General features: G+C 44.3%; 17 protein-coding genes. 6 read left to right on the top strand and 11 right to left on the bottom strand.

Annotated features, from left to right (window positions below; all coding sequences use genetic code 11):
* Window positions 1-124: 124 nt before the first annotated feature.
* The 8 genes from H8S64_RS01550 to rimP form a co-directional block, all read right to left on the bottom strand.
* Entirely contained in the window at window positions 125-1393 is a 1269-nt protein-coding gene (locus tag H8S64_RS01550) for an efflux RND transporter periplasmic adaptor subunit (protein WP_186974671.1), read from the bottom strand.
* 102 nt (window positions 1394-1495) lie between these two features.
* Window positions 1496-1924 carry a DUF6769 family protein gene (locus H8S64_RS01545; RefSeq protein WP_186974670.1) on the bottom strand — a complete coding sequence of 143 codons (429 nt, stop codon included), beginning with the start codon at window positions 1922-1924 and terminating at the stop codon, window positions 1496-1498.
* 86 nt (window positions 1925-2010) lie between these two features.
* Entirely contained in the window at window positions 2011-2388 is a 378-nt protein-coding gene (locus H8S64_RS01540) for a methylglyoxal synthase (protein ID WP_099291077.1), read from the bottom strand.
* Between the two features lie 205 nt (window positions 2389-2593).
* Entirely contained in the window at window positions 2594-3700 is a 1107-nt protein-coding gene (locus H8S64_RS01535; RefSeq protein WP_186974669.1) for a CapA family protein, read from the bottom strand.
* Between the two features lie 43 nt (window positions 3701-3743).
* Window positions 3744-4205, bottom strand: a complete 462-nt coding sequence (locus H8S64_RS01530) for a protein-disulfide reductase DsbD domain-containing protein (RefSeq protein ID WP_227216927.1) — start codon at window positions 4203-4205, stop codon at window positions 3744-3746.
* Window positions 4206-4305: 100 nt separating this feature from the next.
* On the bottom strand, window positions 4306-7194 hold the full coding sequence (gene infB, locus H8S64_RS01525; RefSeq protein WP_186974668.1) for a translation initiation factor IF-2: 2889 nt from the start codon (window positions 7192-7194) through the stop codon (window positions 4306-4308).
* A gap of 41 nt (window positions 7195-7235) precedes the next feature.
* Entirely contained in the window at window positions 7236-8474 is a 1239-nt protein-coding gene (nusA, locus tag H8S64_RS01520; RefSeq protein ID WP_099291075.1) for a transcription termination factor NusA, read from the bottom strand.
* Between the two features lie 15 nt (window positions 8475-8489).
* Window positions 8490-8954 (bottom strand): ribosome assembly cofactor RimP, encoded by a 465-nt coding sequence (gene rimP, locus H8S64_RS01515; protein ID WP_099291074.1) that lies wholly within the window; start codon window positions 8952-8954, stop codon window positions 8490-8492.
* Window positions 8955-9230: 276 nt separating this feature from the next.
* Between rimP and lpxD the strand changes: the two genes are divergently transcribed.
* Genes lpxD through lpxA form a run of 3 tightly spaced genes read left to right on the top strand, consistent with a single transcriptional unit; the run spans window position 9231 to window position 12501 of the window.
* Entirely contained in the window at window positions 9231-10262 is a 1032-nt protein-coding gene (gene lpxD / locus H8S64_RS01510) for a UDP-3-O-(3-hydroxymyristoyl)glucosamine N-acyltransferase (protein WP_186974667.1), read from the top strand.
* Between the two features lie 2 nt (window positions 10263-10264).
* Window positions 10265-11668: a bifunctional UDP-3-O-[3-hydroxymyristoyl] N-acetylglucosamine deacetylase/3-hydroxyacyl-ACP dehydratase gene (locus H8S64_RS01505; RefSeq protein WP_186974666.1), complete on the top strand. Its 1404-nt coding sequence runs from the start codon at window positions 10265-10267 to the stop codon at window positions 11666-11668.
* A 53-nt stretch (window positions 11669-11721) separates the two neighbouring features.
* Window positions 11722-12501 carry an acyl-ACP--UDP-N-acetylglucosamine O-acyltransferase gene (lpxA, locus tag H8S64_RS01500; protein ID WP_099291071.1) on the top strand — a complete coding sequence of 260 codons (780 nt, stop codon included), beginning with the start codon at window positions 11722-11724 and terminating at the stop codon, window positions 12499-12501.
* Window positions 12502-12575: 74 nt separating this feature from the next.
* Here the strand turns inward: lpxA and pckA are convergent, their stop codons facing one another.
* Together pckA and H8S64_RS01490 are read right to left on the bottom strand one after the other, a co-directional pair.
* Window positions 12576-14183 carry a phosphoenolpyruvate carboxykinase (ATP) gene (gene pckA, locus H8S64_RS01495; protein WP_186974665.1) on the bottom strand — a complete coding sequence of 536 codons (1608 nt, stop codon included), beginning with the start codon at window positions 14181-14183 and terminating at the stop codon, window positions 12576-12578.
* A gap of 133 nt (window positions 14184-14316) precedes the next feature.
* Window positions 14317-14889, bottom strand: coding sequence for a DNA alkylation repair protein (locus H8S64_RS01490; RefSeq protein WP_099291069.1), 573 nt, complete (start codon window positions 14887-14889; stop codon window positions 14317-14319).
* 246 nt (window positions 14890-15135) lie between these two features.
* On the opposite strand from H8S64_RS01490, the gene H8S64_RS01485 reads away from it, so the two are divergent.
* On the top strand, window positions 15136-17487 hold the full coding sequence (locus tag H8S64_RS01485; RefSeq protein WP_186974986.1) for a S9 family peptidase: 2352 nt from the start codon (window positions 15136-15138) through the stop codon (window positions 17485-17487).
* A gap of 21 nt (window positions 17488-17508) precedes the next feature.
* Here the strand turns inward: H8S64_RS01485 and H8S64_RS01480 are convergent, their stop codons facing one another.
* The gene (locus H8S64_RS01480; protein WP_255469377.1) at window positions 17509-18036 is read right to left on the bottom strand and encodes a TlpA family protein disulfide reductase; all 528 of its coding nucleotides are present in this window, start codon (window positions 18034-18036) and stop codon (window positions 17509-17511) included.
* Between the two features lie 154 nt (window positions 18037-18190).
* Between H8S64_RS01480 and H8S64_RS01475 the strand changes: the two genes are divergently transcribed.
* Together H8S64_RS01475 and H8S64_RS01470 are read left to right on the top strand one after the other, a co-directional pair.
* Complete coding sequence (locus tag H8S64_RS01475) at window positions 18191-18754, top strand: cupin domain-containing protein (protein WP_186974664.1); 564 nt, start codon at window positions 18191-18193, stop codon at window positions 18752-18754.
* 132 nt (window positions 18755-18886) lie between these two features.
* The gene (locus H8S64_RS01470; RefSeq protein ID WP_186974984.1) at window positions 18887-20269 is read left to right on the top strand and encodes an MFS transporter; all 1383 of its coding nucleotides are present in this window, start codon (window positions 18887-18889) and stop codon (window positions 20267-20269) included.
* Window positions 20270-21269 lie beyond the last annotated feature (1000 nt).

Raw genomic sequence — 21269 nt, 5'->3', positions numbered from 1 at the left:
GGATTTATGATTTTAGATTTAAGATTCTATTAATTTTTAGATTTATGATTTTAGATTTAGATGATTCTCTTTTACTAATCAATGATTTTTAATCGTAAATCGTAATTCATAAATCGTAAATTGATTAATGTTCATGGCTATGTCCATGAGGTATTGCACCTGACGCGGAGGCCATTTTTACTTGGTAGGCTCCTTGAGTTACGACACGGTCGCCGGGGTGCAGTCCTTTCAGTACCTGTACTTCTTTGCCATTGTTGGCGCCAAGGGTAACCTCTTGTTTGCGGTAGCCTTCGTCGTCGATTTGCACGTAGACGTAGAAGAAGCCCATTTCATTTGTCAGTGCGGAAACGGGGATACTCAAGGTATTTTCTATCGGGGATGAAATAAGATATACTTCAACAAATGAGCCGGGGATGACTTCTCCCTTGTTGTCAAATTCGAATGACACGGGTACGAAGAATGAGTTGTTGTCGGAAGTCTTTCCGAAAGAGAGCAGGCGTCCGTTCAGGTCTGCCAGTTCGTACACGTGGTTGTCATACGGGGTTTTGAAGTTGGCGCTATTGATGCTCTTCAGTGCGTTGTAGTATCTTTGGGATACCTCGGCACGGAGTACTAACCGTTGGTTTTGTGAAACGGTTGCCAGTGCCTGTCCGGCTGTGATGTATTCTCCTTCTTTTACCAGTATGTTTTTGATATGCCCGTTGAGCGGGGCGTTTACACTTACACCTTTCTCTGTTTTGGCTCCCGATACGGCCTCGTATGCTGTTCTGGCGTTCTCGTATTCCAAACGGGCGGCTTCGAATTCTTTTTGAGAGATGATTTTATCTTTCACGAGCGATTCAGCCCTGTCGTAATTGGCTTTTGCCGTTTCGTAGGTGGCTTTTACTTTCGTGTAATAATCTCCTTCTGCCATGTTCTTGGACGATATTTGGAATAGGGATTGCCCTTTTTTGACGGCGGTACCTTCACTCAATTTGTTGGAGGTAAAGGATACTATACCGTTGCTGGTGGCAACGACAACTGCTTCGTCGCCGGGGGCTGCCATTATTTGTCCGGAGGTTTTTACCACTTGATTGAAACTGCCGGGCTGTATCTCTTGTACTTCGAAATTTGTTTTAGCGGCTTGCTCTTTGGAAAAGATTATCTCGTCGCTGTGTTTTGCTTCTTCTGCCTCGTGGCTGTGTGCGGCGTGTTCTTCCGCGGTTTCGTGGTCGTGACTGTGATCGTGTTTCGGATCATGATCGTGATCTTTGTCATGGTTGTGGTCATGAGCATGGTCGTGTCCTGCATGGGTTTCCGTTTCGGAATGTTTGTGTTTGTCTTGTGATGAGTTACTCTTGCATCCGACAAGTGAGATTGCTAATATTGTAATAGCATAAAAAAATGTTCTCATATGAATAAGTTATTTGTTATGAGTATATAAATCAAATAAATGTAGGTAGTGTATTTTACCGGATCGCGGTGAATACAAAGAATGAAATCCGGAACGATTTCTTTAAGCTAATACGGTAGGTGGTGCACGTCCGGCAGAAGTCATGCTCCACGTGATGGCGTGGAGTCGTTCCCGATAGAATGTGGGCGGTGTTATTCGCGTGTCTTCCGGGAATAAGGATAAATAGTTTTCTCCTGCAATGATAAATAACGGGAGAAGTAGATGCTCCGGAGTCAGTTCCGGACAACATGAACATCCATGATTGTGTTCTTTTATTATGTCTGTTTCAAAAAGCTGTTTTACTTCGCATTCTTTTTCACAAGAGTTGGAACTATGATTGTGTTGACAAGTATTTCCTTCTTGTTGTTCGATACAATGTGTTGCGGTGAAACAGATAAGAGAGCCATGATGGTGGTGAGGTAAAACCGTTGTCACCAGCATCGTGATGCAGGCAACAAGAAGCGGTATAATTGCTAACTGGCGTTTCCTCATGGCGCATATTATTAACTATCTGCAAATTTAGGGTATAGAATGCAGATATGCAAATGTTTGCGTGAGCTTTAATAAATTATTAACAATTACTTGTTCATGGTTTCGTATCCGCGAAGCATCAATTCTGCCGAGGCGGGATTGGTTGCCAATGGTACATTATGTACGTCGCAGACACGCATGAGCATTTGTACGTCCGGTTCATGTGGATGTTTGTCCAGCGGATCACGGAAGAAGAAGACCATTTGTACTTTATGTTCCGCGACCTGTGCCGCTATCTGTGCATCTCCCCCGATAGGGCCTGAAAGCAAACGTTCAACTTTTAATCCCGCGTCTTGAGCGTGTTTCCCGGTGGTTCCGGTTGCGATGATTTCAATGTTTGCCGAATGCATGAAATCATAATGCCTGTTTAGGAAAGCGACCATTTCTGCTTTTTTCCCGTCGTGTGCAATTACTGCTAGTTTCATAGTGTGATTTTTTTACGTTACAGCAAATATATAATTAAGTCGGGCAAAAATGAAATGATTCGGGGGAAAGTTTATAGGGTTTATAAGGTTTGTAAAGTTTATAAGGTTAAAAAGTGACGGGAGTTCTTCGGGTATTATTAATCAGCAACTTTGCTGCTGTAGACGAAACATTTGCGGGTGTAATAGACTTTATGAACCTTATAAACTAATTCAGTATGGAGTCGGTTTGTTTGAAAAAGCGTTTGCTTTTGATGAGGTGGTAATCTTTTATGATGCTGTCGGAGAGGGCTTCGGGGACGACGTAATAGCGGGTGCGTCCTTCCTCGAACGGGCGGTAAGTGTAGAACTTGATTGTTTCCATGGTGTAACGGGTGGTTTTTGCTTCCGGGTGGGTTAAAGTTAAGCGGATACAAATGCCTCCGTCGGTACCTTTATAAGATTGGTTTGAAATGAAATTGCCGAGTGAATAGGCGGTAACTCCAACGGTGTCTTTGCCCGATAAGATGTATTCGATAGGTTGTACCACGTGGGGGTGTGAACCGATGACAATGTCTGCTCCTTGTGCGTGTAACCATGTGGCGAGGGCTTTCTGTTCTTTATTGGGGGAGGTGTGATACTCGTATCCCCAGTGCATGAAAGCAATGATATTGGTCGCCGAATCTCGTTTGGCTTGCTGAATATCCCGTTTGATAACCGTGGTGTCGATGAGAGAAACGACAAAACCTTTCGGGATGGGAAGTCCGTTTGTACCGTACGTGTAGTTTAACAGTGCGATTTTGAAATTGTCTTTCCGAAGGTAGAGCGGATTCCTTTTTTTATAACTTAACGTATCCATGAAGATGCCCGTGTGGGCGATGCCCAGTGAATCGAGGTAATAAATTGTTTTCGTGATGCCTCGAGCCAGTTGGTCGCAACAATGGTTGTTCGCCGTGACGAACGTCGTTACTCCCAGACGTTGCAGATCTCTTGCTATTTGCCAAGGAGAACTGAAACGAGGATACCCGGAGTATTCTTTATCGGAGAGGGTAGTTTCCAAGTTCGCGATTACAAAATCCGAGTCGTGCCAATAAGGTGCGATATACCGGAAGCATTTCAGGTATTTGTAATCTTTCTCGGTCGGGTTGTGTGCGTCGTATATCTGGGGTAGATGTTGGATGATATCCCCGCAAAAGAATAAAGAAACGGTGTCGGGTGTTGCCGGTATCTGTATAGCATGATCTGCCCGTGCAGGTTTCTTCTCCTCTTTGCAGGCGAGAAGAAGGATGGTAATCCATGTGATCAGAATGAGGGTATGTCGAATCCTCGATGCCATACGAGAGAGGTATAAAAAAAGCCGTCCGAAGACGGCTTTCAATTTATTTCTTCAATTCAAATTCAAATTCTTCTTCGGCGGGAGGAATACATTGAGAGCCTGAGCAAGCCATGTATTCAACAGTACCTACCAGTTTACCGGTGTCCTTTTTCAATTTCACGCGTTGAACGAAAGTAACTGTTTCCTCGAAATATTTCAATTCCATGTTGAATGCTTCGCTTTTTTCTACTTTCGCTTCTGTGGTAGCCTTGAATTCGCCAACTAATTCAATATCGGATGATTCGTCTTCGTCCATGATGAAAACGGTTGGTTGAGGACCATTCTCCGGAAGTTTCGTATCATACAGGTGCCAGCCGCTTTCAATGGTAGCCTTGCAGATGATGTCATAAACACCTTCGCTGACTTTCTTGAAAGTAATTTGCCATTTCACCGGTTTTAAAACCTGTGAGTTTGCAGCTCCAACCATCATGGTTAATATTGCTGTAAGAATTAAAAGTCTTTTCATGAGTAAATCAATTAGTTTTTAAAATAATTCCTCTCTAATATTTAGTGACGCAAAGTACAAAATTATCGAGAGAATTTGTCTTAGCTTATAGTTAAAAAAATTATAATGTTTTTTTCACCGCTACTTGTTCAAAGCTTTCCACGAAATCTCCCGTTTGAATATCGTTGAAATTGTTGATGTTCAAACCGCACTCGAATCCTTTGCTGACTTCTTTCACGTCATCCTTGAAACGTTTCAATGAACCGAGTTCTCCGGTAAAGATCACGATACCATCGCGGATCACGCGTACTTTCGAGTTACGGGTGATTTTTCCGTCTCTCACGAGACATCCGGCAATGGTGCCCACCTTGGTAATCTTGAATGTTTCAAGTACTTCCACGGTAGAAGTGATTTCTTCCTTGAATTCGGGTGAAAGCATACCTTCCATGGCAGCCTTGATTTCCTCGATAGCCGTGTAGATGATGGAGTAGAGTCTGATGTCGATCTCTTCTTTCTCCGCCAGCTTGCGGGCACTCAAGGAAGGACGAACTTGGAATCCGACGATGATGGCGTTGGATGCTGCAGCCAGCATGACATCGCCTTCGGAAATTTGTCCTACCGCTTTGTGGATCACGTTCACCTGTATTTCTTGGGTCGATAGTTTGATCAAGGAATCGGATAATGCCTCGATAGAACCGTCCACGTCTCCTTTCACGATGATGTTCAGTTCTTGGAAGTTTCCGATAGCGATACGTCTTCCGATTTCGTCCAGCGTGATATGTTTCTGGGTACGCAGTCCTTGTTCGCGTTGTAATTGTTCGCGTTTGTTTGCCAATGCACGCGCATCTTTTTCGTTCGCCATCACGTTGAATTTGTCACCGGCTTGCGGAGCACCGTTCAACCCGAGGATTAATGCCGGGCATGAAGGTCCGCCTTCTTCCATTTTGGCGCCGCGTTCGTTGAACATGGCTTTCACGTGTCCGAAATATTGTCCGGCAAGCACAACGTCTCCGACGTGGAGAGTACCGCTTTGCACGAGTACGGTAGCCACGTATCCCCGTCCTTTATCCAAAGAGGATTCAATGATAGACCCCGTGGCTTTTTTATGCGGGTTGGCTTTCAGTTCAAGGATTTCAGCCTCGAGTAATACTTTTTCAAGAAGTTCCTCTACGTGTAAGCCTTTCTTCGCAGAGATTTCTTGACATTGGTATTTACCGCCCCATTCTTCTACCAGATAGTTCATGGCTGCCAGTTCTTCGCGAATCTTGTCGGGGTTGGCTCCCGGTTTATCAATTTTGTTGATAGCGAATACAATCGGAACACCTGCCGCGCTCGCGTGGTTGATGGCCTCAACGGTTTGAGGCATCACGTTGTCGTCGGCAGCGATGATAATGATAGCGATATCGGTTACTTGAGCTCCGCGGGCGCGCATGGCGGTAAATGCCTCGTGTCCCGGGGTATCAAGGAAAGTTACCGTTCTTCCGTCTGCCAGTTTTACGCTGTAAGCCCCGATGTGCTGGGTGATTCCTCCCGCTTCTCCGGCGATTACATTTGCTTTACGGATATAGTCGAGCAAAGATGTTTTACCGTGGTCAACGTGTCCCATGACCGTAACGATCGGGGGACGGGTTTCCAGCATGTCTTCTGTTTCTTCCTCCTCTTCATCAATGGCTTCTTGAATATCAACACTGACAAATTCAACATCGAATCCGAATTCTTCCGCCACGATATTGATGGTTTCCGCGTCCAGACGTTGGTTGATGGATACGAATAGACCGAGTGACATACAAGCCGAAATGATCTCCGCCACGGAAATATCCATCATGGTAGCTAACTCGCTAACCGTAACAAATTCCGTGAGTTTAAGAATATTCTTCTCCAGTTCGGCTTGTTCTATTTCAGCCTGCATTTTTTGATGCACGGCATCCCGTTTGTCTCTCCGGTGCTTGGAAGATTTGGTTTTTCCCTTACTTCCCAGACGCGCAAACGTGTCCTTGATTTGTTTTTGAACATCTTCTTCCGAAATCTCAGCCTTGCTGGCTTTTTTCTTCTTGATTTTTTTGAGTTTCTTCTTGTTCTCTTCCTGTTTAGCTGTTTTAGGAGCATCGATAGTGATTCTTTCATCCTTTTTCAGAATACGTTTCCGTTTTTTACGGATCTCCGTATCATCAGAATCTTCTTTTCCGTCTCCACTGACCGGAATATTCTTCTTGAGAGCAAGTTCATCCGAGCTCTTGGGTGGAACAAGTGATTTCTTTTTAAGTTCCCGTTTATCTCTTTCGCGCTCTTGTTTGCTTTTTTTCGGGGGACGGGTGCGTTGATTGATGGCATCCAAGTCAATGGAACCCACTACTTTCACGTCCTTTATAGTCGGGGTGGAAGATTTATAGTTGACTTCCTGTCTTCCGGTATAGGTATTTTCTTCCTCTATTTCCGGTGCGGCCTCTTGTTTTACTTCCTCTTTCGGTTGTTTTATAAGAGTCTTCGGGGAAGATTTGAAAGGAGCTTGATTTTCTTCACGCTCTTGCTTTTGCGCGTGAACCGGAGTTTCTTTTACCGGGACTTCAACAGGTGTTTCCTCTTTTTTTTCTTCTATTTTCTCCACTCTTTTTTCTTCTTTTTTCTCGACAGGCTTTTCCTCGACCTTTTCTTCGTTTTTGGGCTTATTCAGTTTATTCAGGTCGATGTGATCCACGACTTTTATCTTGCTTTCCAGTTTTATCTCGTCTTTCACGGAAATAAATTCCGTTTGATGAGATTCCGTATTTCCCATATTGTCGATGCTCACGGTCTCTTTTTTTAGCCGGGTATTTTTCAAGTCCACGCGATTGGATTCTTTTTTTGCCTCGCTATCCGTGGAGAACTCTTTGGCAATCAAAGAGTATTGGTCATCAGTTAATTTTGCGTTTGGATCAGATGAAATCTTAATCCCCTTCTCTTGTAGGAAATCCACTATCGTGGACAAGCCTACGTTAAATTCTCTAGCAACTTTACTTAGTCTAACTGCCATATTAAGATTTTATTTACAAGCATTCATAATCTTGAGCGTCCTTATTCAAATTCAGCTCTTAAAATTCTGAGAACATCCCTGATGGTTTCTATCTCAAGATCAGTCCTGCTCTCTAATTCCGACTCACTTAATTCCAGTACGCTCTTGGCTGTATCACAACCTACGCGATTCAGTTCTGCAATGATCCACGGTTCTATTTCATCCGAGAATTCTTCCAGCTTCACGTCTTCTTCTTCCTCTTTCTCTAATTCGCGGTACACGTCGATCTCGTATCCCGTGAGTTGGCTTGCCAGTTTGATGTTCAAACCGCCTTTACCGATTGCCAGTGATACTTCTTCCGGATTAAGGTATACGTTTGCTCTTTTATTGCTTTCGTCAAGTTCAATTTTGTTGATCTTGGCGGGGTTCAAAGAACGGGTTATATAAAGTTGTATATTATTCGTGTAATTGATCACGTCGATATTCTCGTTTCTCAATTCCCGGACGATTCCGTGGATACGTGATCCTTTCATTCCCACGCAGGCTCCAACGGGGTCGATACGGTCGTCATAAGACTCTACGGCCACTTTTGCACGTTCGCCCGGCACCCGGACCACGTTTTTAATGGTGATCAGACCGTCGAATATTTCCGGTACTTCGTTCTCGAATAATCTTTCAAGGAACACGGGTGATGTTCTGGAAAGAATGATGTAAGGAGAAGCGTTTTTCATCTCCACCCGGATTACCACGGCACGAATGGTGTCACCTTTCTTGAAGAAATCACTCGGGATTTGTTCTTGTTTGGGTAATATCAATTCGTTGCCCTCATCGTCCAGTACCAGAATCTCTTTTTTCCATACTTGATAAACTTCCCCGGTCACGATTTGTCCCACTTTCTCTTTGTATTTCGTGAAGATGTGGTCTTTCTCCAACTCGAGGATGCGGGCAGAAAGGTTTTGCCTTAATGCCAAAACCGAACGGCGTCCGAAGTCTTTGAATTTCACCTCGTCGGTTACTTCTTCTCCCACTTCGTAATCCGTGTCTATTTTTTTCGCTTCGGTCAATGATATCTGTGTGTTCGGGTTCTCGAATTCTTCGTCTTCGACCACGACGCGATTTCTCCAAATCTCCAAGTCCCCTTTGTCTATATTGATAATGATATCAAAATTTTCGTCCGTCTCATATCGCTTGATGAGCATATTTCTGAAAATGTCTTCCAACACTCTCATCAAGGTAGCTCTGTCAATATTTTTTAGCTCTTTAAATTCTGCAAATGAATCAATCAAATTAATGTTTTCCATTTTATCTCGTGTGTTTTAGAAAATAACAATGTCTTTTACCTCCTTTATGTCTTTGAACTGAATGCTCTTATCTATTTTTACAAGGCTCTTTTTCTTTTTCCCTTCAACCGCAACTTTCTCTTCACATTCAAGTACGATGCCTTCGTCTGAATAAGATTTTAATATGCCTTGTATTTTTTCACCCGTTAGCAGCTTTGCCTCAACTTCTTTGTTCAGGTTCTTCTCGTATTGCTGTGCTACTTTGAACGGGTAACCGATTCCGGCACTTGCAACGGTTATGGCGAAATCTTCGGTCTCCCGGTCGAGTTGGGCATCCAATTTTTTGCAAACCTCTCTACACTTGCCCACGTTGACACCTGTCAACGAATCGATGTAGACCTCGAGCGAATTATCCGCGGATATGGATACATCCACCAGAAACAATTCGCTTCCTTCCAGAATGGATTTGATAATTTCTTTTATTTCCTTTGTGCTTTTCATTCAATCCTTTAGTTTAAGATAACAGAAGAGGGGACGTCTCGCCCCCTCAGTGTTAATAACCGCTTGCAAAGATACAATTAATTCTTTTTATTCCAAAGGGTTCGCTGAAAAATCTAAAGAAAAATAGCTATTCGTCGCGTAAAACGAGCGGATTCCGGAAGAATGCAGTAGATTAGCGGCTTACGGAAGAAAATGGTTGAAAAAGTGAAACATATTTGTCACATTCCGTCTGTTGTTCCAAATAAAATTTGTAAGTTTGCCGAAATTTTGTGAATTATGGAGTTTAAAGCAAAGGATATAGCAGCTCTGCTTGGCGGGGTTGTGGATGGAGATCCGGAAGTTATTGTGAATAACGTTTCCAAGATAGAGGAAGGAAAACCCGGTACGCTGGCTTTTCTTGCCAATCCCAAATACGAGCACTATGTCTACACGACACAGGCTTCAGTCGTTCTGGTAAACAAGACTTTTGAACCTGCCCATGAGTACGCCTGTACATTAATTCGTGTAGAGTCTGCTTATGATGCAATCGCGACCTTGTTGCAGATGTACGAGGATATGCGCCCGAAACCACAGGGGATAGAACAACCGTCTTATGTTAGTGAAAGTGCCACGATAGGAGAAAAGCCTTATATCGGGGCATTTGCTTATATAGGAAAAGGTGCGAAAATAGGTAATAACGTTAAAATATACCCGCAGACTTATATCGGTGACGGGGTGACCGTCGGTGACGATACAATTATCTATGCCGGGGTGAAAATCTACTCCGGTTGTGTTGTCGGGAAATCATGTATCCTGCACGCGGGAGTGGTTCTGGGTGCTGATGGATTCGGTTTTGCCCCGGAAGGCGATCATTATAAAAAGGTTCCGCAAATCGGAAACGTGGTGGTCGAGGATAACGTAGAGATTGGTGCCAATACTTGTATAGATAGGGCTACGATGGGGTCTACGCTTATTCATAAAGGCGTGAAACTGGATAATCTGGTACAGATCGCGCATAATGTTGTCGTGGGAGGTAACACGGTTATTGCCGCCCAGACGGGAATTGCCGGGACAACGAAGGTCGGAGAGAATTGCGTGTTCGGCGGACAAGTGGGACTTGTCGGTCACTTGACAATCGGGGCGGGTACTCAAATCGCGGCGCAGAGCGGTATCACTTCCAATATCCCGGAGAAATCCGTGTTGCGCGGTTCGCCTGCTTTTGATTACCCGAAATATCAGAAATGCTACGTGATGTTCCGGAAATTGCCGGAAATGTACGGGCTATTGAGAGATTTAGAGAAAGAAGTTGCAAATTTAAAGTCAAAATAGAAATGTCAGTAAAGCAAAGAACTTTGAAGAGTGAATTCTCTTTGAGCGGAAAAGGCTTGCATACCGGTAAAATGGTAACGGCTACTTTTAAGCCGGCGGAAGAGAACTTTGGGTACAAAATACATCGGGTAGATTTGGAAGGAGCCCCTGAAATTCCCGCTTTGGCTGAATATATTAAATTGATGGATCGTGCCAGCTGTCTGGAAAAAGACGGGATTTGCGTGTTCACGATGGAACATGCCATGGCTGCTCTTTACGGTTGTGGTATTGATAATTGCCTGATCGAGTTGAACGGGGAGGAATTCCCGATACTGGACGGGAGTTCAAAATATTTCGTGGAAGCCATTGAAAAAACCGGAATCGAGGAACAATCGGCAGAACGGAGATATTTCGTGGTGAAGGAACAAATGGAATATTGCAGTGAAGACGGGCAAACCAAATTGACCTTGTTACCGGATACGGATTATAACGTGAATCTGGTGGTGGCTTACGATTCTCCTTATTTACAGATGCAATACGCGGCCTATTCCGACAAGACGACGGATTTTGCCAAGGAGATAGCTCCTTGCCGTACTTTCGTGTTTTTGCGGGAATTGGAGATGTTGTTAAAACATAACTTGATAAAGGGAGGAGATTTGGATAACGCTATCGTGATTGTAGACCGGGAAATCTCTCAGTCAGAGGTAGATCATTTGGCGAAATTATTCAATCATGATTCCATAGAGGTAAAACAAGGAGTGTTGAATAACTTGACCTTGTATTTCGATAACGAGCCGGCTCGTCATAAATTATTGGATGTCATCGGGGATTTGGCATTATGCGGACGTTTTATCAAAGGACGCGTTATAGCTGAAAGACCGGGACATAAGGCAAACACGACGATGGCTCGGAAAATGTATAAAGCGATAGCACAAGCGGAACGCGAGGATGTTCGTCCGGATGTGGATACGGATTCCGAGCCTATGATGGATGTGAACAAAGTACGTGCTTTGTTGCCTCACCGTCCTCCTTTCTTGTTGGTGGACAAGATTTACGAGGTAACGGATGATATCGTGATCGGTTGCAAGAACGTGACCATGAACGAACCTTTCTTCGTGGGACACTTCCCGGAAGAACCTGTTATGCCGGGCGTGCTGATCGTGGAAGCCATGGCACAATGTGGAGGTATCCTTGTATTGAATCAAGTGGAAGACCCGGAGAATTATTCCACTTATTTCGTAAAAATTGATGGAATTAAATTCCGTCGTAAAGTAGTTCCGGGAGATACTTTAGTGTTCAAATTAGTCAAGATTGCTCCCATACGGCGCGGTATCGTGACGATGAGGGGATATGCTTTCGTTGGTAAAAATTTAGTTTGTGAAGTAGGAGAATTTATGGCGCAAGTTGCAAAAACCAAGAAGGATTAGTAAACTTGCACCCGCTAAAATGAAAATAATATATACTATTAAATAAAAAACGAATGAAACAACCGTTAGCTTATGTTCATCCTGAAGCACAAATTGCTGATAACGTGGTGATTGATCCGTTCGTGACAATCGACAAAAATGTTATCATCGAGGAAGGAACAAGGATTGGCTCGAATGTTACTATTCTGGAAGGGGCACATATCGGGAAGAATTGCAAGATATTTCCGGGTGCTGTTATTTCCGCTATTCCCCAAGACTTGAAGTTTAGAGGGGAAAAATCAATTGTCGTTATTGGAGATAACACAACCATACGTGAATGTGTTACTGTAAATAGAGGTACTGCCGCGAAGGGCATTACCCAAATTGGTAATAATTGTTTGATAATGGCTTACGCGCATGTGGCGCACGATTGTCGAATTGGAAATAATTGTATTGTAACGAATGCCTGCCAGTTGGCCGGAGAGGTTGAAATGGACGATTTCGCTATTCTGGGCGGAATGAGTGCCGTGCATCAATTCGTGCATATCGGACGTCACGTGATGATTTCCGGTGGCTCATTGATCGGAAAAGATGTGCCCCCGTACGTGAAAGCCGGAAGAGTACCATTGTCTTATGCCGGTGTAAACTCTATCGGGTTACGTCGCCGCGAGTTCTCCAACGAGAAAATCAATGAGATTCAAGACATCTATCGGATTCTTTTCCAGTCCGGTCTGAATAATACAGACGCTATCGAACGGATTGAGGCAGAAATGCCGGCATCAAAAGAGCGTGATGAAATCATCATGTTCGTGCGGAATAGCAAACGGGGTATCATGAAGGGATATATGGGATAGCCTTATTTATAGATTAGAACAATAAAAAAGCACTTCTTGCGGGAAGTGCTTTTTTATTGTTCTAATCCTGATAATTATAATTTCGGACCTGCTGCAACCAATGCTTTTCCGGCTTCGTTGCCTTCGAACTTCTTGAAGTTCTTGATAAAGCGTTCAGACAAGTCTTTTGCTTTTGTTTCCCATTCGCTGGCGTTGCTATACGTGTCGCGAGGATCAAGGATTTTCGGGTCAACTCCCGGCAATGCGGTCGGAACTTGGAAGTTGAAGTACGGGATGTCCTTGGTCGGGGCTTTGTCGATAGAACCGTCGAGGATAGCGTCGATGATACCGCGGGTATCTTTGATAGAGATACGTTTTCCGGTTCCGTTCCATCCGGTGTTTACCAAATAGGCTTTCGCTCCTTCTTTTTCCATCTTCTTCACCAGCTCTTCCGCGTATTTGGTCGGGTGCAATGACAAGAATGCTGCACCGAAGCAAGCGGAGAAGGTCGGGGTCGGTTCGGTAATACCGCGTTCCGTACCTGCCAACTTAGCTGTGAATCCGGACAAGAAATAATATTTCGTTTGTTCCGGGGTTAAGATAGATACCGGGGGTAATACTCCGAACGCGTCAGCAGACAAGAAAATAACTTGTTTTGCAGCCGGGCCCTTGGATACCGGTTTCACGATATTCTTGATATGATAGATCGGGTAAGAAACACGGGTGTTTTCAGTAACCGATTTGTCGTTGAAGTCAATCTTCCCGTTAGCGTCTGCCGTTACGTTCTCCAGCAATGCGTCACGTTTGATAGCGTTGTAGATATCCGGTTCAGCCTCTTTGCTCAGGTTGATAACCTTGGCGTAGCATCCGCCTTCGTAGTTGAACACGCCTTCGTCGTCCCATCCGTGCTCGTCGTCACCGATCAAAAGACGTTTCGGGTCGGTAGACAAGGTAGTTTTACCCGTACCGGACAAACCGAAGAAGATAGCGGTATTCTTACCGTTCATATCCGTGTTGGCGGAGCAGTGCATGGAAGCGATGCCGCGCAACGGGTTCAAGTAGTTCATGATAGAGAAGATACCTTTCTTCATTTCACCACCGTACCAAGTGTTCAAGATAACTTGTTCTTTGGTCTTTAAGTTGAAAACGGTAGCGGTTTCCGAATTTAATCCTAATTCTTTGAAGTTATCCACTTTTGCTTTAGCGGCATTGAAAGAAACGAAATCGGGTTCACCGTAGTTTGCCAATTCCTCCTCTGTCGGGCGAATGAACATGTTCTTTACAAAGTGAGCCTGCCATGCAACTTCCATGATGAAACGCACTTTCAGACGAGTACCTTCGTTAGCCCCGCAGAACGTATCCACCACGTACAATTTCTTGTTGGACAATTCTTTCACGGCTTTTGCTTTCAGGTCAGCCCATGCTTCTTCCGAGCAGGGTTTGTTGTCGTTCTTGTATTCGTCAGTCGTCCACCACACGGAGTCTGCGCTGGCTTCATTCATCACAAAGAATTTATCTTTGGGAGAACGTCCGGTATAGATACCGGTCATCACGTTCACGGCTCCGAGTTCGGTTACATATCCTTTTTCGTACCCTTCCAAAGTAGGGTCTGTTTCAGCCTTGTATAATTCTTCGTACGAGGGGTTGTGTAAGATTTCTTTTACCCCTGTAATTCCATAAATGCTTAAATCTAATTTTGCCATGGCAATAAATTTATGTTTGTAAATTAATTAATTCTTTTTTTCTGTAATCAGACCACAAAAATAGGAAACATTTTTATAAAAACAATCAAGATTCCCACTCCAGCGAGTCTTTATATATAATTAACACCTCATCTTATCCGTCCCTGTGTCGTACTGTATTTATCCTGTTGTATACCATTTGTACGTGAGGGTCGATGAATTTGTTCGGGTCGATCTCCTGTATGTAACTGTCGGTAAATACGGGATTTAATTTATTGTCTATCCGGTTTCGCCCGATAGCGGTCAGTGCTGCGCTTTGCAGGAAAGGAGAGTCGGATTGCAGGTATCCGTCTACCCGGCTTTTCAAATCTTTACCTTTTGCAAGCACCAGCGTCCCGAAATATTCGGCGATCTCGAAGCTATGACAATGCTCTAACAATTGTGTAATTTTTTCAGTAATCAAATCCTCGACGGGGAACAAAAAGCACGCGACGATTTGTTCTTCCCGTCTTCCTGTACCCCACAAGAGTTGTGCCAATTTTTGTTCTTTAGGGTAACGGGTGGCCAAATTTTTTAAAGAGAGATAACTAGCCCCGATTTGTCCTCGGGTGTCAGCCCCCACGTTCTCCATACTGTCGAGGCTTCTTCCGTTTTGCAGGCGGAAAATACGGCGGCTGATTTCCTTGAAGGTTTGTTCCGTTTCTTTGCTTATCGGGTATACTTCCATTATTCCTCGGTGTATTAATGAAAAATTCGCATCACAAAAGTAGAGATAAATAAATGATTCGGGGAAAGAAATTATATATTTTACAACATATACAAACGTTTGTGTAGAAGTTGCTTATATTAAAGTTTCTAAATGTGTTAAATATTTATTAAGATTTGGACGTGCAATCGTTCTATCACGAGATATCGCTAAATTCGTGTGGTGAAGTTGTAATATGAGTATATCAATATTTTAATAATACGAATGATGATAAAGTTTTTCACGAGTGCATTGCTTTGTTTTCTTGTTTTGACCGGTGTGTGTCAGAAGGCGAATTTCAAGCAGGCAGAGAGGTTTATGAAGATGGACGCGAAGAATCTGACCGGTTCGACGGTTGTCTATCCGAATTATTTGAAAAAGAGTGACAAATTCTGGTACTCGTACCGGAAGGCGGACGGGACACGCTATTTCTTCGTGGACCCCAAGGCAAAATCACAACGGGAGATGTTCGACCGGGATTTTATGGCGGCAGAGATCAGTAAAGTGACTCATAAACCCGTGAACAAAAGCGAACTCCCGATCACGGGCATTTCTTTCAAGGAAGATCAGAAGACGATGAAATTCATGGTTGACACGTTCCGTTTCGAGTACAATATTTACACGAAGCAACTTGTCAAAATTGATTCCGCCCGGAAGAAGCCGACTCCACCCGCTAAACCGAAAAGAACAGGATTGTTCGGGGCGTATTCTCCGGATAGTACCTATATCGTGTATGCCAAGGGACATAATTTGTACATGTTGCGCGTGAAAGATTCGGTTGAAACACAATTGACTACCGACGGGGAGTTGAAGTACTCGTATGCCGTTTCGGATTCGGATACTTCTACGTCAAGAAAGTCGGCACGTGTAACTTGGTTCGAAAATTCCGAACGTTTCTACGTGCGCCGTACTGACCGCAGGAAGATTAAATCCTTGTTTATCGTCAATTCCCTGAGCCAGCGTCCCGCGCTCAACGAGTACCAATACGTGATGGCGGGTGACGAGAACGTGCAACAGGAAGAACTTTATCTTTTCGATACCCTGAACAAGAAAGAGATCAAAGTCCCCGTGGAGAAATGGAAAGATCAGACTATTCGTTTGTTCACTCCCGGGAAGAAAGTGGAGAGTCTTTATTTCTTGCGGAAGAAAAGAACGTGTGACGAGATCGACTTCTGTCGGGTAAACCCTGAAACGGGAGAGGTTAAGGTGTTGTTTAACGAGATTAGCAAGCCTTATTTCAATAATGAATTCTTCCATTTGTCATTATTGAATGACGGGAAAGATATTATCTGGTGGTCGGAGCGTACCGGGCACGGTCATTTCTATCTTTACGACGGGGAGGGTAATTTGAAGAACGCGATATCTTCCGGCGCATGGACTTCCGGGAAGATGGTTAAGATAGATACCGTCGGGCGTACCATTTATTTCGAGGGATACGGTCAGGTGAAAGGGGAATGTCCTTATTTCGCCCGGATAAACAAGGCTCGTTTGGACGGGAACGGTCAGGTGGAGATATTGACGCCGGAGCAGGCGACTCACGAGGCGGCTTTCTCCGAGTCGGGACGCTATTTCGTGGATAATTACTCCCGTGTCGATCTGGAACCCGCGAGCGTACTGAGGGATAACAAGGGAAAGAAGATTCTCGATTTGGCTTCGCCCGATTTAACGGCTCTTTACGAGACGGGATGGCGGATGCCGGAACCGTTTACAATCAAGGCGGCGGACGGGGTAACCGATCTGTACGGTTACATGTGGAAACCGGCGGATTTCGATTCCACGAAGATGTATCCTATCATTTCGTATGTTTACCCGGGTCCCCAGACGGAAGCTATTCCCTTGAAATTTAGCGTGAAATCGGCTTATAATACCGCGTTGTCGCAAGTAGGTTTTATCGTGGTGACTTTCGGGCACCGGGGTGGCAGCCCGCTACGGGACAAGTGGTATCATACCTTTGGTTATAACAATCTTCGCGATTATCCTTTGGCGGATGATAAATTCGGGATCGAGCAATTGGCGGATAGATTCTCTTTCATCGACAAAACGAAAGTGGGTATCTTCGGTCATTCCGGCGGCGGATTTATGTCCACGGCGGCAATATGTACCTATCCGGATTTTTACACGGCGGCAGTTTCTTCCGCGGGGAACCACGATAATAATATATACAACCAGTGGTGGGGGGAAACACATCACGGGATAAGGGAAATCAAATCGTTCGAGAAAAAGACCGTGAAAGATTCCGTGACGGGAAAGGATACCACGACCACGGTGGAGAAAGTGAAATTTGAAACCCGTATTCCCACGAATATCGAGTTGGCGAAAAATCTGAAAGGTTATTTGATGCTGGTAACGGGTGACGCGGATAATAACGTGCATCCGGCGAACACCCTTCGCATGGCTGATGCCCTTTTACGTGCCGGAAAAAATTTCGATTTGGTGATATTACCCGGTCAGAGTCACGGTTTCTCTGGGATGCCGCAAGAATTTTACCAACGGAAAATGTGGTTCCATTTCGCCAAGTACCTGTTGGGTGATTTTTCTTCCGATCAGTTCCGGGAGATTGACGCTTTCATGCGATTATAAAAGAATGAGAGCCATTGGCTCTCATTCTTTTATAATCGCATTGATTTTTTCGATCAATTGTTCTGTGGTTAACTCCATTTCTTCAATTGCCATCCAAGTTACGATGTTTTCCCGGTTCGACAAGTAGAGGCGGGGGATCGTGCTATTGGCGAAAAGCGAGAAAACTTCCCGCTTGGGGTCGAGGAAGAATGGCATCGTGAATTTTTCCTTTTCCCAGTATTTGTTGACCGTAGAAACGGTTTCTTCTCTGGAAACAGCGACAAGCCTGAAATCGGGGTTCTCTTTCAATTTTTTCCATACTTCCTCGATTTTCGGTAATTCCCGTTCGCAATCCGAACAAGTGGTCACGAAGAACACGAGCAAAGTCACCTGTCCTTCCAGTTCCTCGCTGTTCAATTCTTCTCCGGCAGCGTTCTTCACGGTAAAATCCGGCAGTTTGTCACCTGCCTCAATATAGTTTTCAATTTCACCCTCTTGGTCTTTATCTTTCACGCAAGAAGAAAAGAGCAACGCGAATAACGTAAGCAATATAACAGATATAATCTTCATAATCTTGTTTCTAATTTCAGCGTGAAGATAGTGAATTACATGGAATTATAAAAATATTACGTGTTTTATGCATCGAGAAGTAAGTATATATGCATAAAAACGAAAGCGGAAATTCTTGTATGTTTGCGTGTGATAAAATAAACGATTACTTATTATGGATAAAAAAGAGAATATTTTGCGAGAGGATTTTGCTGCTGCTCCTTGTCTGGTTGCCGGGTACGAGAACTTTATGGACGGATTGCTGGACATCGTGCGTTCCGGTACGATAGACGAAACAATGGGCGAACAGGTGAAAACGTACGTGTTGGATTTCGTGAGGAATAACCCGTTGGCTGCATTTGACCGATTCGCGGATGATACGTATGTTCGCGACTATATCGGACGGGATGCCCGCACGGGATGGGAAGCTATCGTGATGTCGTGGAAGAAGGGCAATCGTACCGCCATTCACTCGCACCCGCAGTTTGCCGGGTATACCTTTGCCGACGGGGAGTTCCTTGTCGAGATATTCGAACCTTGTGAAGGGGGTATCCGTTTAGTCGATGAATTGAGAATCAATGATGTTTTAGGATTATACGCCATCGGGGAAGCCGGAAAATTCGACAATCATATCCATCGTATCACCTGTCTGAGCGATACGGCACACAGCCTGCACGTCTATTCGGACGATGCTTTAAAGGGTAAAAAATTGGATGGGGTGAAAATCTTTTACAATTGAAATTAACGAATCAACCGCGCTTGTTTATCATGATTCAGTGATTCAAGTTGACATGAGTCATTTGGTAGATAACCAGAAAATATTATTTTTGCAGGCGTGTGAAAATGTTAGTAATAAATTAATTGTATGAGTGTGACAACAAAAAAGAAAGAGAGAGTAAAGTTTAGTAAAGCGTTTTGGGTTGCCAACACGGTAGAGTTGCTGGAGCGTGCCGCCTATTACGGGGTATTTGTCGTGATCACGTTGTATTTGAGCAACGTGCTGGGTTTCACGGATATTCAGGCTGCCACGATCGCGGGAGTTTTTTCCGCTTGTTTGTATTTATTGCCGACATTTTCGGGGGCTCTTGCCGACAAGATCGGCTTCCGGAAATCAATGTTGTTGGCGTTTGCCCTGTTGTCGCTGGGGTATTTGGGGCTGGGGTTGTTCCCGAGTTTCCTGTCCACGACGGGGTTGGTTGAATACGGCTACGTGACCAAGTTCACGGGGTTGCAGGAAAGCGGTTATCGTTACGGGATTATTCCGGTTATGATACTGATTATCATCGGGGGCTCGTTTATCAAGAGCGTGATCTCCGGTACGGTAGCGAAGGAAACGGACGAGAAAAACCGTGCCCGCGGGTTCGCTATTTTTTACGGGATGGTGAATATCGGGGCGTTCTCCGGTAAAGTGCTGGTGACTCCCTTGCGGGATGCCATGGGGCACGAGGGAATGATCGTGTTGAATTATTTCTCGGCGGCGATGACTTTTCTGGCTTTGATAGCGATTTATTTGTTTTACAAGAGTGATAAACACGCCGGAGAAGGGAAAACTTTCCGGCAGATATGGACGGGTTTGGTAAAAGTGTGTTCCAACGGGCGGTTGATCGTGCTGATCTTGATTATCACCGGATTCTGGATGGTGCAACACCAGTTGTACGCCACGATGCCGAAATACGTGACGCGCTTGGCGGGAGAGGCGAGTGCCATCGGTTGGTACGCTAACGTGAACCCGCTGGTGGTCGTGTTGACCGTGAATCTGGTAACTTCATTGATGCGGAAGAAATCGGCCTTGTTCTCGATGACCTGTGGTATGTTTATCATGCCCGTTTCCGCCTTGTGCATGGCGTCCGGGAATATGCTGGGAGGCGGGGAAATCCTCGGGCTGCACCCGGTGGCGTTTATGATGATAGTGGGTATCGTGTTCCAAGGATTGGCGGAAGTGTTTATTTCACCCCGTTTTCTGGAATATTTCTCGTTACAGGCACCGAAAGGGGAGGAGGGAATGTACCTCGGTTTTAGCCATCTGCATTCCTTTTTGTCATCCATTTTCGGGTTCGGGTTGTCGGGATTCCTCTTGAGCAAGTATTGTCCCGATCGAGCTTTGTTCAGCAGCGAGGCAGAATGGGCTGCCGCTGCGGCTAACGCGCATTACATATGGTATTATTTTGCCGCTATCGCTTTGGTGTCGGCTATTGCCTTGATTATTTACGGTCGGGTGGTACGGCGCATGGATGCCCAAAAGGCTGTGGCATAAGGAATTGTTCCCAATTAGATATAAGACGTCTTCCGCTTTTGCGGGAGGCGTTTTTTGTTTTCGTGGTATTCATGGTTATGGCTTGTGTCACGGACATTTAATAGTAGTGTTTCTCTCTATTAGCTGTATAAGATAGGTTAATAATTAATATAATAGATAGTTTTACTAAATACTATCAATAAATGAATCTCAATTTATTTCCTATTCAATTCCTATTTTTTTACCTTTATAATAGGAGTTGAATGGGAGTTGAATAGGAGATGAATGGGAGTTGGTATATAGAAAGTATAACTTAGATTATATGATAATACTTTTTTCAGACTTGTCATCTTCTTGTTAATTACAGTTAATTGGCAGGTCGTGTGGAGATAAACGTGCTGCTCTTTACCGTGATTCCGATAGTGGAAACAGCTTCTTTGTTTTTTGGGTATAAGGCTGTTCACGTGTGAACAGGAATATAATTTCGCGCGGAAAGTTGTAAAAGAATGAAAATTTTTTCTACCTTTGTATTATGGACTGTGCGGAGAGCCGCTGATGATGTCCTGTTTACGATGTTGAGGTTATAATTTGCGTTTCCTTGAAGTAGGATTCAAGACGATTAGTCACGGGAAACGGGATTGCAACACTCATGTCGTTGTATTCGTATATTCTTTATGGATATATAATATAGCGGCGTGGGGTTGCTTTTTCGTGGTGGCGTTCCTACTTCACACGATTAAGTCAACCCCTTTGCCGTTATACTACAGTTCCGGGTTGACTTGTTCAGTCCGGAGTTTTTTTTGAGTTCCGGCTGGAATATAAATACTGGATAACCGGATGATTTTAGCATCAGGTTGTTTTTCAACAATGTAGACAAATTAGAAAAGAAATGGGTGCGGTTTTACATTGAACTTACAATGTTTGCAACCAGCTACTTGATCCCGTGCCCGGAAAGGGGAAAGTTAGCTCCTCCCCTTTCCTTATTTTGGAAAACGAGAGAGGGGAATAACCGGTAGGTAAT

The sequence above is a fragment of the Butyricimonas hominis genome, assembly GCF_014287455.1.
In the GTDB taxonomy this organism is placed as follows: Bacteria; Bacteroidota; Bacteroidia; order Bacteroidales; family Marinifilaceae; genus Butyricimonas; species Butyricimonas muris.
This window is presented reverse-complemented; position numbering and strand designations above follow the sequence as displayed.